The sequence below is a fragment of the Leptolyngbya sp. KIOST-1 genome, assembly GCF_000763385.1.
Lineage (GTDB): Bacteria > Cyanobacteriota > Cyanobacteriia > Phormidesmidales > Phormidesmidaceae > Nodosilinea.
Map to the genome: position 1 here is coordinate 1117214 of NZ_JQFA01000004.1, position 13454 is coordinate 1130667.

The window sequence follows — 13454 nt, forward strand, 5'->3', positions numbered from 1 at the left end:
GGAGTTAGGTCGGTCTTTTTTGCTTGGCGTTTTTGACTAGGGTGACGAGAATTGCGGTCAATTCGTCTGCTTCCTGGGCGAGGGTATTCAGGCGGTTGGCTTCAATCGTTTCGGATTCGGCTAATAGTTCTAGCCAGTAGGCAGTTTCTTCCAGCTCTTGCAGTCCACCATTAAGCTTGCTAATAAACTCGGCGGATGATCTGGCGCGATGGGCTTCTCGGTAGTGGGCACCCACTGAGGTGCCGCTACGCAAGATTTGTTTGCCAAGCACCTGGGCCACCGTGGTGTTTGGCAGGGCGGAATACAGTCGTATGATTCGCAGGGCAAAAGCTTTGGTTCTTTCCTTGAGGTCGCTGGGCATAGATTTTGGGCAGTGTGGTCTCTGTTAGAGTGCCCTGGAGGAAGGACGAAGTAGGAAGGCAGAAGGATGAAGGGGACATTGGCTACGGGTGAGGAGAAGCGATGTGGGGCAGAAGGATGAACACCTGTCATCAAAATACCTGGCATCGGTAAAAGGCTTGGGTGGGGAAGCGACCCACCAGACTACCCACAGACAACCTTTTCATCCTTCATCCTTCTGCCTTCATCCTTGCTTGAGGTTTCCGTCCCCTTGCGGGGAAGTGGTTTGAAAGTTAGCGAATGGTTAGGGGATCTGAAGGAGCAAGTCTCGTTTCCGTCCCCTTGCGGGGAAGTGGTTTGAAAGTCGTACCCCTAGTTCGTCCTTGATGCCGTCGTAGGCGTGTTTCCGTCCCCTTGCGGGGAAGTGGTTTGAAAGCTAGGGATGAATCTGCCCACGTTAATACTAACTATTGGATCGTTTCCGTCCCCTTGCGGGAAGTGGTTTGAAAGTTCTGTTACGGTTTCGGTTTGCATTCCTCGAACTGAAACGTTTCCGTCCCCTTGCGGGGAAGTGGTTTGAAAGTAAATATAATTGATGGGTGCATCCGTTTTTACTTATGTTTCCGTCCCCTTGCGGGGAAGTGGTTTGAAAGGAGCGAACGCCTTGCCATCCATCGCCCATCGCTGTGGTTTCCGTCCCCTTGCGGGGAAGTGGTTTGAAAGATGGGGCTTTTGCCGCCTTCAAGCATTGTTCCTGAGATTGGTTTCCGTCCCCTTGCGGGGAAGTGGTTTGAAAGCCCAAGGGCGGTATCCCCAAGCGAGGTCAGGTGTTCGAGTTTCCGTCCCCTTGCGGGGAAGTGGTTTGGAAGTTGGCGTTTACTAATGCCACCAAAGACGAATTAATGTTTCCGTCCCCTTGCGGGGAAGTGGCTTGAAAGCGAGGAAAGGCATCATCAGCGCCCTAGCCCAGGAGTTTCCGTCCCCTTGCGGGGAAGTGGTTTGAAAGCCTCGGGGGCGACTGCTGCGGCGTGGGGGTTCTGTTGTTTCCGTCCCCTTGCGGGGAAGTGGTTTGAAAGTCAAAAACCGTCCTATTAATTAAAAGGTAAATTAATGTTTCCGTCCCCTTGCGGGGAAGTGGTTTGAAAGCAGTGTAATCCCTGATGCTGGGTTCAGTCCCATTGGGTTTCCGTCCCCTTGCGGGGAAGTGGTTTGAAAGCGAGGAAAGGCATCATCAGCGCCCTAGCCCAGGAGTTTCCGTCCCCTTGCGGGGAAGTGGCTTGAAAGCGAGGAAAGGCATCATCAGCGCCCTAGCCCAGGAGTTTCCGTCCCCTTGCGGGGAAGTGGCTTGAAAGCGAGGAAAGGCATCATCAGCGCCCTAGCCCAGGAGTTTCCGTCCCCTTGCGGGGAAGTGGCTTGAAAGCGAGGAAAGGCATCATCAGCGCCCTAGCCCAGGAGTTTCCGTCCCCTTGCGGGGAAGTGGCTTGAAAGCGAGGAAAGGCATCATCAGCGCCCTAGCCCAGGAGTTTCCGTCCCCTTGCGGGGAAGTGGCTTGAAAGCGAGGAAAGGCATCATCAGCGCCCTAGCCCAGGAGTTTCCGTCCCCTTGCGGGGAAGTGGCTTGAAAGCGAGGAAAGGCATCATCAGCGCCCTAGCCCAGGAGTTTCCGTCCCCTTGCGGGGAAGTGGCTTGAAAGCGAGGAAAGGCATCATCAGCGCCCTAGCCCAGGAGTTTCCGTCCCCTTGCGGGGAAGTGGCTTGAAAGCGAGGAAAGGCATCATCAGCGCCCTAGCCCAGGAGTTTCCGTCCCCTTGCGGGGAAGTGGCTTGAAAGCGAGGAAAGGCATCATCAGCGCCCTAGCCCAGGAGTTTCCGTCCCCTTGCGGGGAAGTGGCTTGAAAGCGAGGAAAGGCATCATCAGCGCCCTAGCCCAGGAGTTTCCGTCCCCTTGCGGGGAAGTGGCTTGAAAGCGAGGAAAGGCATCATCAGCGCCCTAGCCCAGGAGTTTCCGTCCCCTTGCGGGGAAGTGGCTTGAAAGCGAGGAAAGGCATCATCAGCGCCCTAGCCCAGGAGTTTCCGTCCCCTTGCGGGGAAGTGGCTTGAAAGCGAGGAAAGGCATCATCAGCGCCCTAGCCCAGGAGTTTCCGTCCCCTTGCGGGGAAGTGGCTTGAAAGCGAGGAAAGGCATCATCAGCGCCCTAGCCCAGGAGTTTCCGTCCCCTTGCGGGGAAGTGGTTTGAAAGCCTTCACTGAAGCCATGACTAAACCGCGCAGCCTTAGAGTTTCCGTCCCCTTGCGGGGAAGTGGTTTGAAAGCTACACATTTACCAACAATAGATAGACTCTTTCGAGGTTTCCGTCCCCTTGCGGGGAAGTGGTTTGAAAGAATGTACTTATCAATCTTCAAAAGGCAAAACTTACGTGGTTTCCGTCCCCTTGCGGGGAAGTGGTTTGAAAGAGGCATCTATGGAAGATCTGACCGCTATGCTGAACGACCTGGTTTCCGTCCCCTTGCGGGGAAGTGGTTTGAAAGTGAGTGACTTTGGGCGGACGTTTCGCGCTCGCTTGTTTCCGTCCCCTTGCGGGGAAGTGGTTTGAAAGATTAATGGATCTTACAGGTTTAGGTCACGCTATCAGCAGTTTCCGTCCCCTTGCGGGGAAGTGGTTTGAAAGACAAACATTGTCTCTCAGAGTTTCATACTTTTCACCATGTTTCCGTCCCCTTGCGGGGAAGTGGTTTGAAAGAGGTGGGGCCAGGTGATGTTGCTCGATCCGACGCGTTTCCGTCCCCTTGCGGGGAAGTGGTTTGAAAGCTTCGCTTGGTAATTCACCTATCAAAGCACCGCAGCATGTTTCCGTCCCCTTGCGGGGAAGTGGTTTGAAAGCCAGCATCTTTCAAGACCGACAGCAGTACCCCACGTTTCCGTCCCCTTGCGGGGAAGTGGTTTGAAAGGAACCATTGGGCAGCAACCCCAACCTGGACCTTGACGAGTTGTTTCCGTCCCCTTGCGGGGAAGTGGTTTGAAAGTGGCAATTCCGACCATAGCGCCTGATTTAAATGCTCGACATGTTTCCGTCCCCTTGCGGGGAAGTGGTTTGAAAGAATCTAATCGGCCTCAGTCGAGGAATGTTGGGTTTCCGTCCCCTTGCGGGGAAGTGGTTTGAAAGTGGCCTGCACGAGTTTATGTGCGACCATCGGGTAAAGGTTTCCGTCCCCTTGCGGGGAAGTGGTTTGAAAGCCTCGTACCCAGGGCGGTGCAACACTCGAAAATCCATCGTTTGTTTCCGTCCCCTTGCGGGGAAGTGGTTTGAAAGGAAGAAATGGGATTCCCCGGTGTATCGAAAGTTGATTGTTTCCGTCCCCTTGCGGGGAAGTGGTTTGAAAGTCACCTGTTCTGAAAACATTATTCAGAGCGGGTTTTAGAGGGGTAAAACCACGGAGGGGCAAACCTTGTCCTAATCTTACCCCACAAACCACAAAAATTGATCAAAAGAACAGCTTGTAACCCTTGCAGGCCAAGCTATCCACGGAAGTAAACGAAACTATGTAGTTTTCAAGGTGCGGCCCACCTGCGTGGAGTTATCCCACACTGTAACCACAAGCTCGGCCGCTGTCGAGCCTTGGTTAAAAAATGTACGACGACGGCGGCGGCTCCGGCCTGGCGCTACCGATCGTCTTCGTCTTCGCCACCGCCTTCGGCGGAATCCAATAGATTCTCACATTGTCTTCCGCATGGTTGAGCCGCCCCGCCATCTGCTGATACAGCCGCTCCATCTCCGCCTGACTCAAAAAGCACTCAAACACACTCTCCTGCACCCGCCGCCCGTGACCCTCCAGCAGCTTAGAGAGCCGGTAGCGACGGCGATTGTCGGGAATGTCGTAGACGATGAGGACGAGCATGGGGGGGAAGAAATAGTGAAGAATGAAAATGGAAGAACGAAAAAAGAAGGCAGACAGGGGGAGAGGAGGAGTGGATGGGTGGAGTGCTATCTAATTTCACTCTTCGTTTTTCGTTCTTCGTTTTTTGTTTTTAACGCTACGTTTCACGGCGGAAAGGCTCATAGGGCGCATCGTCGAGCAGGCAGGCTTTGTAGCGGCGAATCTGGAGCTGGATGATGCGGCGGTAGGGGACTGGGTCGCGGGCATCGGGGTGGTGGAGGGTGGTCATGATGCGGTCTTCAAAGGCTTGCAGGTAGCGGCGGCGGGCGTCGTCGGTGAGGTAGACGGCTCCGTTGGCCTTGGGCGGTAGAAAGGCATCGGGCTTGAGCACCTGCTGGTTTAGCAGCGTCAGCACCAGCGTATCGACGATGGGCGAGCGAAATTCTTCCATCAGGTCAAAGGCCAGGTGGGCTTCGTGGCGATCATTTCGGTGCAGGTTGCCTAGGTAGGGGTTGAGCCCCTCCAGGTGCAACAGACTGAGCACATTGTTAAACAGCAGCGTGTAGCCAAAGCTCAGCAGGGCGTTGACCGGGTCGGTGGGCGGACGGCGCACGCGGGTGGTAAGGCTAAAGTCGGGGTTGGCGATTAGCTGGCCTAGGGCAGGGAAGTAGTAGGCAGCGATCGCCCCTTCGTGGCCCCGCAGCTGGTCGAGGCCCGTATCTGTGGCGCTGAGTTGGTCAATGGCGGCCAGGTCGCGATCGATACGGCTAATGGCCAGGGCAACGGTGTCGAGCTGGCGGCGGCGGTTCAGCTTGAGCAAGAGCTGCTTCGAGTTCCAGGCTTTGCCCCGCACGATCGCTTGGGCCACGGCCCACTGAAAGGTAAGGTCGTCGCGGTGGGCAAACTGGGCGGCGACGGCGCGGTGGTCGTCGTACTCGGCGCTCCACAGGTGGCCGCGATAGGTGCCGCTCTGCGACAAAAACACCACCGGAATCTGACGACTGAGACAGGCGGCCATGGTGGGGGTGGTGAGGGAGATATTGCCAAACACCATCACCTGTTCCACTTCGGTCATGGGAATGGCAACATCGGTGCGATCGGGACGCGACAGCACAAAGCGCCCATGCTCTTTTTGCAGCCGAGTCCCCTGCTGGGTGAGATACAGTAGCGACATTTTCAGGTCTCCTGGTGACGGCAGCGTTCTACTTCACCTTTCCCGCTGCGAGGGTAGAGAACTGGTCAGCAAAAGTACCGAACTTTTCCGTAAGGGTACTGATGATCCTGGGGGAAAGCAGGGAAAGAACGAAGCGCGAAGAAAAGTAGGGTGTGTTAGGCCCAAGGTAGGTTTGGCAAGTGCCCCAATCTGAGTCTGGGCCGTAACGCACCGCGCGAGCACGCACCACAAAAGGAAGTTGTCAGGTATTAGGGTCTTGCTGGTTGGTGGCATTCACCAGGTCTTGAAACGAGCAACCCAAAACTTCCATCAGCTGTTGAATTTCAGCAAAGGTTAATCGGGGGTCTACAACTCCCCGCTCCCAAGCGCTTACAGACTTTACCGTGACACCCATAGCATCAGCGAGTTGCCGTTGGGTCAGCCCTGCCCGTTTTCGTAAATCGGCAAAGGTCAATTGATCATTCCCATCGGACATACTATACTTTGAGGTGTACACCTAGAAGTTTATTCTTGGCCTAAGGTATACCGAAGCAAGCGCCCAAAAAGCCAGCAATTTGGGCTGTTGCCTTGGGTGTCTGTTTCGTTCGACCTGTCTTTAGTCTCTCATCAAATTTCCCTGAAACGGCTGCCTCAGGCCGTCAATTCGTGCTGCCAATTATTACGACAGCCCATCTCCTGCCTTTCGTTCTTCCCTTTTCGTTCTTCGTTCTTCCTTCTTCCTCCCCATGTCCTACCGCACTCTCCTCTACCCCTGGTGCATTGTGCGCCTGCTGCCCCAACTCCAGCGGGTAACCGTGGCCCGGTTCCGCAACCGCAGCCAGGCCGAAAACCATCTCAAGGTTCTGCGACGGCTGATGCCCACCGCCGCCTTTGTAATTGTGTTTGACCCGCCTGCGCCAGTACCCGCTTTGACCAGGCCAGAGCAGATAACCCCATCAACGCCTTCTTAGCAGTCATCATCCACTCTATTCGCGGCGGCTCGCTGTCGTTCAGCCATGCGATCGTCACTATTGAGCTGTAGTAGGTGGACGGTTGTACGACCTTCGGGAGTGAGGCCATTTACGCGATCGCCCTGCAACTGAAAATGTTCGGCCCAGGTCTGTTCGCGAGGGTTGAAGAGAAAGCTAAATCCTCCGGTTTCAGGATCAAATGAGCCCAGGTCTGTTCCTTTAAAGCGGTTACAGCGCCAACAGGCATAGGCCAGATTTTGGGGATCCGTCTTACCACCGTGTTTCAGGGCCACGATGTGATCGACTTCGTGGGGAAAAAAACTCACGGCGGCAGGCAGCAGACAATATTCGCAACGACCATTAGCGCGGCTTTCTACCAACCGCCGAATTGATGCAGGAATGGCTGTCACGATGTGGGTGAGGCTGTCAGATAAGGCAAATTGCCTAGCTTAATCATCACCATGACATGCTCGATACGTTCATACTCAGCTAACTCTTCGGCTTCTGAGGCAGACAAATCGCCCTCTTTGGCCTTCATGACTAGCTCTTTCAACCGAGCCTGCATGTCTTCTGTGGGCCTAAAGTTGGCGATATCGGCTGGCGTAGGCTGGCTGGCCAAAAAGCTCAGCACATAGCGATAAACCCTGGCAGGTAAAGGGGGCTGCTGCAAGCACTGCTGCAAGAGCTGAGGCAGGCGATCGCCCAATTGCTGCAACTGCTCTGACAACTCATCCGGCACGTCGATGGTAATGGTGGCCATGGGCTTTGAGGTGGATAGTGTCTCTGTGGCTATTGTAGTGCCTGGGGGAAAGGGAGAAGGCAGAAGGCAGAAGACCTGAAATCGAGACATCGAGAATCAGCAAAAGGCTTTGATAGCAAAGCGCCTCATCTGGTTACTTACAGGCACCCCTTTCATCCTTCCTCCTTCTGCCTTCATCCTTGCTTGAGGTTTCCGTCCCCTTGCGGGGTAATGAGATTTGAACAAGACCCCCCGAGCCCGGGCTGCATAACCCTTGACTAGTTTCCGTTCCCTTGCGGGGTAATGAGATTTGAACTTTCTCTATGCATGAGCATGAGCTAGAAGCCATCTAGGTTTCCGTCCCCTTGCGGGGTAATGAGATTTGAACAGCTAAAAGCAAAGGAGTCCAGATTTCAAACTGAAACGTTTCCGTCCCCTTGCGGGGTAATGAGATTTGAACCTTTTCCGAGGCGCTCCCGGCGGGAACCGTGATGGTTTCCGTCCCCTTGCGGGGTAATGAGATTTGAACGCAGCATTACGGGATGCTTGTGACCGCATGGGGTTTCCGTCCCCTTGCGGGGTAATGAGATTTGAACCGGCCGTGAAGGTCAGCTTGCTGATATTCGTGCGGTTTCCGTCCCCTTGCGGGGTAATGAGATTTGAACATGATTTCTCTAAAAGCCTGTGGCTGTATCTGTCGGGTTTCCGTCCCCTTGCGGGGTAATGAGATTTGAACACCCACCTACCGGGAGTATATCACCCAATCCACTATATGTTTCCGTCCCCTTGCGGGGTAATGAGATTTGAACTCATTGGCAACATGTCTTCTGGGTCTGTTATCATCACGTTTCCGTCCCCTTGCGGGGTAATGAGATTTGAACGTTGGGTCTGATCCCGTCGAGGCAGTGGCTCCTCAACGTTTCCGTCCCCTTGCGGGGTAATGAGATTTGAACTGGTAACGTTCCTCGGCCCCGGCCGAGGACTCTAGTTTCCGTCCCCTTGCGGGGTAATGAGATTTGAACGAGTAGGGAATTTTAGCAACGGTCGGGTGTCCTTGTTTCCGTCCCCTTGCGGGGTAATGAGATTTGAACCCCCTCGATCTAGAACCCTTGCAGGGCAAGGCTTTCAACACCCCAAATCTGAGGGGGTCAACCAAGAGGGCAAATACTTGAGAATTGCTGTCAATAACCCACCCTCAGAAAGGGCTGAAACCCTTATACGGAAAGGCATCTGAGGAGGTCAACGAGATAATGCGGTTTTCGAGGTTCGGCAGCCCCCCTCAGGAAGGGGTGTTGTTGAGGCCATACTACTCAACCTTATAGCGATTTGCCAAGAAAAATCAGAAATTTCTCCATAATTTCCGTAATTGGGGTTGGCGAAGACGTAAAGAGAAGTTAACATCCTCTGGGTTTTCTCGTAGGTCGAGGTTAACGTCGAGGGAGCTAAGCAGCCCAAGGGCTGTAACCAGCACACGCGAGAAGGTTTTGGCTTGGTATGAACGATTTGCGTCAACAGGTTGCAGGGGCGATCGCCCAATGCCTCACATGGAACACCACCCTTGACCTCGAAGTCATCCTTACCAACCTACAAGCTGCTACGGCTAACCTACAGACTCCCTTCGATGCGATTCAAACAATTGCTGACCTAAAGCGACTGGTCCAAGATCACCCCGTTCTGTGGAACCAAAAAATTGGCTTGGTCTATGGCGGCGCAACCAAAATCAAACAGTATGTGTTCGAGTCTGCCGACCTGCAAGAGATTCGCGGCGCTTCGGCCCTACTCGATCGCATCAACCTGATCGATCTGCCTGCCTTTTTTGGTAGAGAGCAAGACGGCGATCGCTTCCCCCAGTGCCAGCAGGCCGCCAGCTATTGTGAACGGGTGCGGTCTGAGTGGTTGCAGCAACATTTCCCCAAGTTGGTCGGGGCGCTCACCCCAGAGATGGTGATTTACTCCACCGGGGGTAACATTCTGGCCTTTTGCCCGGCAGAGTTAGTAGACGATTTGGCTGATGCGATCGAAAAGCGCTACACCGTTGAAACGCTGACCGCCAATGCCTGCGCTGTGGGGGATAGCTTCTACCCATTAGAAATTTATCTAGGCTTGCTGAAAGACCCCATTGGCAACACGTTCTGGTTAGATGCGGTGCAAGCAAACCGGGACAATTTTGCAGTGCAAGCTTACTTTGGGTTTGAGCAAAGTGCCGATACCCAAGCGGTTGCAGCAGCTTTTCGACAGCGCAAAGGCTTTAGCGAACTGGTGGGCAAGCTAGCGAACCAGTTCAACCAGCGCCGTAGCGGCTACGATACCCCCGGCTCGTCACGGCCTAGTCGGCGCTACCCACCCATGTTTGAAACCCATCCCTACGTGATGCGAGATGACAGCGACCGACGATCGGCGGTGGTTAGAGTTGAGGCAGCACATCTTCCAGATGCACCAAAATTCTCTGAACCTACTGCTCGTAAGCGCCGAGTTGGCCAGCTTACAAAGCGGGAAGAAACCGAACGGCAGCAGTGGTATACCAACTACGGATTTAATCAATACTGGGACGCCACCACCGCTGATGATTCACTGGGAAGCTGGGTTGAAAAGTTTGAGCAGTTTCTTCGAGATTCCCAACTGGTTGAGCAGTACGATCCACGCCTGGAGCTTTTGGATAGTGCTGGTCAGCCTAGGGAGCGTCATCGCCGAGAGGCGCGATCGCTGACTGAAATCGGTGCTGCCAGCGATGGCTTTGTGGCCTACATCTACGCCGACGGCAACAACATGGGAGCTTACATCCGCGACCAGATCAAAACCCCCGAGCATTATCAGCAATTTAGTCAAGATGTTTTTGAGGCAACAGAGCAATCAGTTTACTGGGCCTTAGCTCATTTACATCCCTATCACTACACCCCCGACGCCAAGTCCTCTCGCAATAACAAAAGTCCGGTGTGGATTCATCCTTTCGAGATCATTACCATTGGCGGGGATGATGTGCTGTTAGTTGTTCCCGCCAACACCGCTTTAGAGGTCGCTAAAGCCATTGGCGATAAATTTGAAAAGATATTAGCGCAAACCGGGCGCTACGACTTGGCACCTGATGCCACAAAAGACCCTACTGCCTGTCACCGTTATAGTTCCAGCACGGCCTCGCCCTCAAAGAGTCAACTGAGCATCTCTAGCGGGGTGCTGATTACAGCGGCCAATACCCCCATTTACTACGCCGACAAACTGGTCTCGCAATTGCTGAAGTCTGCGAAGAAAAAGGCGAAGACGCTCAAAGGCAAAGGTTATTCTGGCGGCACCGTAGATTTTCTCACTCTCAAGGCCGTCACCATGATTTCCTCCAATATCGATGCCTTCCGCCAGGAGGGGTTGACAGCGCGGTTTCGACAAGATCAAGAGCAGCCGCAGAGAGAGCAGTGGCTCAAGTTGTATGCCGCACCCTACACCCTCCACGAGCTGGGCGGACTGATCGAAACTGTGAGAGCAGTGAAGCGGGCAAAGTTTCCGCGATCGCAACTCTACCAAATCCGCAGTTTGCTAGAGCGGGGTCGCCGCACCGCCATTCTGAACTACCGCTACTTTCGGATACGGCTGAGCCAAGATAACCAGCGCCCCTTAATTGAAGACTTTGAAGAAGCCTGGTGTGAGGCTGCGACCAACAACGGCAACCTGGCCCCTTGGCTTCCCCCCATTCGCACAGAGAATAGAACAATCTACGAAACCCTATGGCGCGAACTGGTGGAGTTGTACCCCTTCATTGTGCTGCCTGAAGGAGATGAGCCTGCCCCAGAGCGATTGCCAGAGATGCCGCAGTCAGCCAGTACCGGGGAGGCAGCACGATGATTCAGCTCAGCACCGTCAATCAGCAGCTTGCCCAGGCAAATCAGTCTGACACTATTGATCTCACAGCCGTCATCGACACAGCTCTCTGCGTGGGTGCGGGCGGCTCTTCTGGTTCCCTGGCCGACAAACCCATGCTCAAAGCTGCCGATGGCCGCCTGGTAATTCCGGCATCACAGCTTAAGGGGCGGCTCCGCCACGAGTGCGAAAAACTAGCGCGGGCCTTGGGCTGGCCCACCTGTACATCTCCAGTGGCGCAAACCATGTGCCCCCAAGTAGGCTTGAGTAATCCTGCGTTTCAGATAGAGGACTATGCCCTCGACCTAACCTTTGCAGATAATCGCCCCCAGCATCATTGCCTGACTTGCCAACTGTTTGGCAACCCTGCTTTACCCGCCCGGCTGCAATTTAGCGACCTGGTCTGCACCACCCCGCCCGAAGACATTCCCGAAGTGCTGCGGCCCGGTGTCAGCATCAACCGCCGCCGCCGCACCGCTGAAGATCAGAAGCTCTACTTCTTAGAGACCTCCCCTGCTAACGCCGCTCTAGAGTTTTCAGGTGTGCTAGCCCTAAATCCAGCTCTGGTTCAGAATCGACCCGATTTCGCCAAAGCTCTTATTCTGGCGGGGCTGCGCCACATCCATGCTCTGGGAGGCGGCAAATCCACTGGGCTGGGCTGGCTCCACTGGCAGTCAACCGCCTTTGACCACCCTGGTATAGACCCAGCCGTCTGGGATTTTCTCGGCAAGAAAAAGCCAGACCGAGCAGCGGCTCAGCCCAGCGAGACAAGGGAGGCGGCCGCATGAAGCAGATTACCCTTACCATTACAGCCCACTCCCCCTTAGCGATCGGCCAGCGCAAGCCGGGTGGCTCCGTCAGCGAAGCGATGGACTACATCCCCGGTACGGTGATTCGCGGTGCGATCGCAGGCCAGATTTTACGCCAGACCCAGGAGACACCCGAGACGGGGGATGATTTTCATCGGTTGTTTGTCGATGAACAGGCCGCTGTGTTTCGCAACGGCTACCCGGCGGTCGCCAGGGTAAATGACGATACCTACGAACTTAGAGCCGAAGCCATCTCTGTCTTGCCCGTCACGGCGCTGAGTTCTAAAACTGACGGTGGCTTCAAGCCCGGCAAAGCAGGCGTGTTTGACTCGCTCATCGACAGCTACTGCGCTAAAGAGCATGGCTTGTTTTATGAACCTAATGACATAACGGGCAATCGCGTAGAACCCTTTAGCGGTTTCTACAGCAAATCGGGCACCTCCCACGCTACCCACTCGGTTAACAAGCGCCTGTTGACACGGGTAGGCATCAACCGCCAACGGGCCACCGCCCAAGATGAAATTCTCTACAGCCTGGAGGTGTTGAATGAAACCCAGGGAAAACAGCAGCCAGTGCCCTCGGTCTACCGCAGCACCATTTTGGTGAATGACGATGCGCTGGCTGAGCAACTGTTGGCGTTTATTCAGGGCAATGGCGACCGCATTCGGCTGGGCGGCTCCGCCTCACGGGGGCTGGGTCAGGTAAGCATTGCAGCAACTCTTGCTGAAGAACCAGCAAACTCTCTGCCCCATAGGGTTACGGCCTTTAATACCAAGTTACAAGAGCGCTGGGCGCTATGGAATACCTTTGGTAGTCTTGATCCCGACCCTCTGCAAGATCGCCTCTTTTTCACCATTGACTTTCAGGCTGATGCGATTCTTACCGAACACTGGCGACGCACGATGGTGTTGTCTGAAGCCATGCTGAAACAGTCTGCCGATCTTGCCAGCAGTGAGATTAGGTTAGAGATGGCCTACAGCAGCTATGACTACCGCTCGGGATGGAATGCCGCCTGGGGGCTACCCAAGGATGTGGAATTAGTGACCAAGATTGGGAGTGTGTTTTTGTACAGCATTCCAATGTCGGAGGGCGACGGTTGGTATGAGTGCCTGGCTCAGCTAGAACGCTGGGGTGTGGGCGATCGTGCCAGCGAAGGCTTTGGCCAAGTTCGAGTCTGTAATGAGTTTCACCAGGTTATGCGAGAGGCGTCGGTATAAATATGGATGCTAATGATCAGAAAATCAAGCTCAAAATTCAAAAGGAAATCCTTCAATCTGAAGATGATCTGGTGAATTGGATCGAATCAGCTCTGGAAAAGTGCAAGTATGGTCGGCCTAATACTCGAAATGAGCTAGAAGAAGCTCAATTTCGTAATCTAGTTAGGGTTGCAGACTCAACAGAAAGTCCTGCGGTGATCAAAAACTTCTTGAGATATCAAGTAGGTCGAGACGAAAAATGGGGCCGGGGAAAAGACTCACTAGCTGAACAAATTATTTTAGACATTGATGGAAACCTAAGGCTAGAAGCAGGAAAAATCGCCAATAAGGCATCTAGCACAGACACGAAGATAATTCAGATCGAACTAATTCGTCGCTATCTTGGTTATGGTTCTCGTTATCTTAAGTATCTCAAGGTGGAAGACAAAAACAAGCAAGGAAATGTTGCCAAAGAAAACAAGACAGGCAATTCAGAAGTGATTAAAAAGCGAACTTGATGACTCCACCC

General features: G+C 54.1%; 11 protein-coding genes and 2 CRISPR repeat arrays. Of the genes, 5 read left to right on the forward strand and 6 right to left on the reverse strand.

Annotation, left to right across the window (positions count from 1 at the left end; genetic code table 11):
- Nucleotides 1–4 precede the first annotated feature (4 nt).
- From NF78_RS21955 to NF78_RS29935, 4 genes are all read right to left on the reverse strand, one after another.
- Nucleotides 5–361 carry a four helix bundle protein gene (locus tag NF78_RS21955; protein ID WP_035991653.1) on the reverse strand — a complete coding sequence of 119 codons (357 nt, stop codon included), beginning with the start codon at nucleotides 359–361 and terminating at the stop codon, nucleotides 5–7.
- Nucleotides 362–888: 527 nt separating this feature from the next.
- A CRISPR array of direct repeats spans nucleotides 889–3717; the repeat unit is 34 nt; unit sequence GTTTCCGTCCCCTTGCGGGGAAGTGGTTTGAAAG.
- Nucleotides 3718–3956: 239 nt separating this feature from the next.
- A complete protein-coding gene (gene cas2, locus NF78_RS21960) occupies nucleotides 3957–4232 on the reverse strand; it encodes a CRISPR-associated endonuclease Cas2 (protein ID WP_035991655.1) in 276 nt (91 codons plus the stop codon).
- Between the two features lie 136 nt (nucleotides 4233–4368).
- The gene (gene cas1, locus NF78_RS21965) at nucleotides 4369–5385 is read right to left on the reverse strand and encodes a CRISPR-associated endonuclease Cas1 (RefSeq protein WP_035991657.1); all 1017 of its coding nucleotides are present in this window, start codon (nucleotides 5383–5385) and stop codon (nucleotides 4369–4371) included.
- Nucleotides 5386–5626: 241 nt separating this feature from the next.
- Nucleotides 5627–5860: a helix-turn-helix transcriptional regulator gene (locus NF78_RS29935; protein WP_035991659.1), complete on the reverse strand. Its 234-nt coding sequence runs from the start codon at nucleotides 5858–5860 to the stop codon at nucleotides 5627–5629.
- 250 nt (nucleotides 5861–6110) lie between these two features.
- Here NF78_RS29935 and NF78_RS21975 point away from each other — a divergent pair, with 250 nt between their 5' ends.
- Complete coding sequence (locus NF78_RS21975) at nucleotides 6111–6335, forward strand: hypothetical protein (protein WP_035991661.1); 225 nt, start codon at nucleotides 6111–6113, stop codon at nucleotides 6333–6335.
- Here NF78_RS21975 and NF78_RS21980 read toward each other — a convergent pair.
- Together NF78_RS21980 and NF78_RS21985 are read right to left on the reverse strand one after the other, a co-directional pair.
- On the reverse strand, nucleotides 6332–6745 hold the full coding sequence (locus NF78_RS21980; protein WP_035991663.1) for an HNH endonuclease: 414 nt from the start codon (nucleotides 6743–6745) through the stop codon (nucleotides 6332–6334). The two genes, NF78_RS21975 and NF78_RS21980, sit on opposite strands and share 4 nt — an antisense overlap.
- Nucleotides 6742–7095, reverse strand: coding sequence for a hypothetical protein (locus NF78_RS21985; RefSeq protein ID WP_035991666.1), 354 nt, complete (start codon nucleotides 7093–7095; stop codon nucleotides 6742–6744). Before NF78_RS21985 ends, NF78_RS21980 begins: the two co-directional genes overlap by 4 nt.
- 188 nt (nucleotides 7096–7283) lie before the next feature.
- Nucleotides 7284–8165: a CRISPR direct-repeat array (repeat unit 35 nt; unit sequence GTTTCCGTCCCCTTGCGGGGTAATGAGATTTGAAC).
- Between the two features lie 403 nt (nucleotides 8166–8568).
- Between NF78_RS21985 and cas10 the strand changes: the two genes are divergently transcribed.
- Genes cas10 through NF78_RS22005 form a run of 4 tightly spaced genes read left to right on the forward strand, consistent with a single transcriptional unit; the run spans nucleotide 8569 to nucleotide 13443 of the window.
- Complete coding sequence (cas10, locus tag NF78_RS21990) at nucleotides 8569–10905, forward strand: type III-B CRISPR-associated protein Cas10/Cmr2 (RefSeq protein ID WP_035991668.1); 2337 nt, start codon at nucleotides 8569–8571, stop codon at nucleotides 10903–10905.
- Nucleotides 10902–11708 carry an RAMP superfamily CRISPR-associated protein gene (locus NF78_RS21995; RefSeq protein WP_052050836.1) on the forward strand — a complete coding sequence of 269 codons (807 nt, stop codon included), beginning with the start codon at nucleotides 10902–10904 and terminating at the stop codon, nucleotides 11706–11708. Before cas10 ends, NF78_RS21995 begins: the two co-directional genes overlap by 4 nt.
- A complete protein-coding gene (csx10, locus tag NF78_RS22000; RefSeq protein ID WP_035991669.1) occupies nucleotides 11705–12946 on the forward strand; it encodes a CRISPR-associated RAMP protein Csx10 in 1242 nt (413 codons plus the stop codon). Before NF78_RS21995 ends, csx10 begins: the two co-directional genes overlap by 4 nt.
- A gap of 2 nt (nucleotides 12947–12948) precedes the next feature.
- A complete protein-coding gene (locus tag NF78_RS22005; protein WP_035991671.1) occupies nucleotides 12949–13443 on the forward strand; it encodes a hypothetical protein in 495 nt (164 codons plus the stop codon).
- The last annotated feature ends 11 nt before the right edge of the window (nucleotides 13444–13454 follow it).

What these genes read in the sequence shown, in the direction of transcription:
- NF78_RS21955 (WP_035991653.1), bottom strand. Translation starts at nt 361, where the DNA reads ATGCCCAGCGACCTCAAGGAAAGAACCAAAGCTTTTGCCCTGCGAATC.
- cas2 (WP_035991655.1), bottom strand. Translation starts at nt 4,232, where the DNA reads ATGCTCGTCCTCATCGTCTACGACATTCCCGACAATCGCCGTCGCTAC.
- cas1 (WP_035991657.1), bottom strand. Translation starts at nt 5,385, where the DNA reads ATGTCGCTACTGTATCTCACCCAGCAGGGGACTCGGCTGCAAAAAGAG.
- NF78_RS29935 (WP_035991659.1), bottom strand. Translation starts at nt 5,860, where the DNA reads ATGTCCGATGGGAATGATCAATTGACCTTTGCCGATTTACGAAAACGG.
- NF78_RS21975 (WP_035991661.1), top strand. Translation starts at nt 6,111, where the DNA reads ATGTCCTACCGCACTCTCCTCTACCCCTGGTGCATTGTGCGCCTGCTG.
- NF78_RS21985 (WP_035991666.1), bottom strand. Translation starts at nt 7,095, where the DNA reads ATGGCCACCATTACCATCGACGTGCCGGATGAGTTGTCAGAGCAGTTG.
- cas10 (WP_035991668.1), top strand. Translation starts at nt 8,569, where the DNA reads ATGAACGATTTGCGTCAACAGGTTGCAGGGGCGATCGCCCAATGCCTC.
- NF78_RS21995 (WP_052050836.1), top strand. Translation starts at nt 10,902, where the DNA reads ATGATTCAGCTCAGCACCGTCAATCAGCAGCTTGCCCAGGCAAATCAG.
- csx10 (WP_035991669.1), top strand. Translation starts at nt 11,705, where the DNA reads ATGAAGCAGATTACCCTTACCATTACAGCCCACTCCCCCTTAGCGATC.
- NF78_RS22005 (WP_035991671.1), top strand. Translation starts at nt 12,949, where the DNA reads ATGGATGCTAATGATCAGAAAATCAAGCTCAAAATTCAAAAGGAAATC.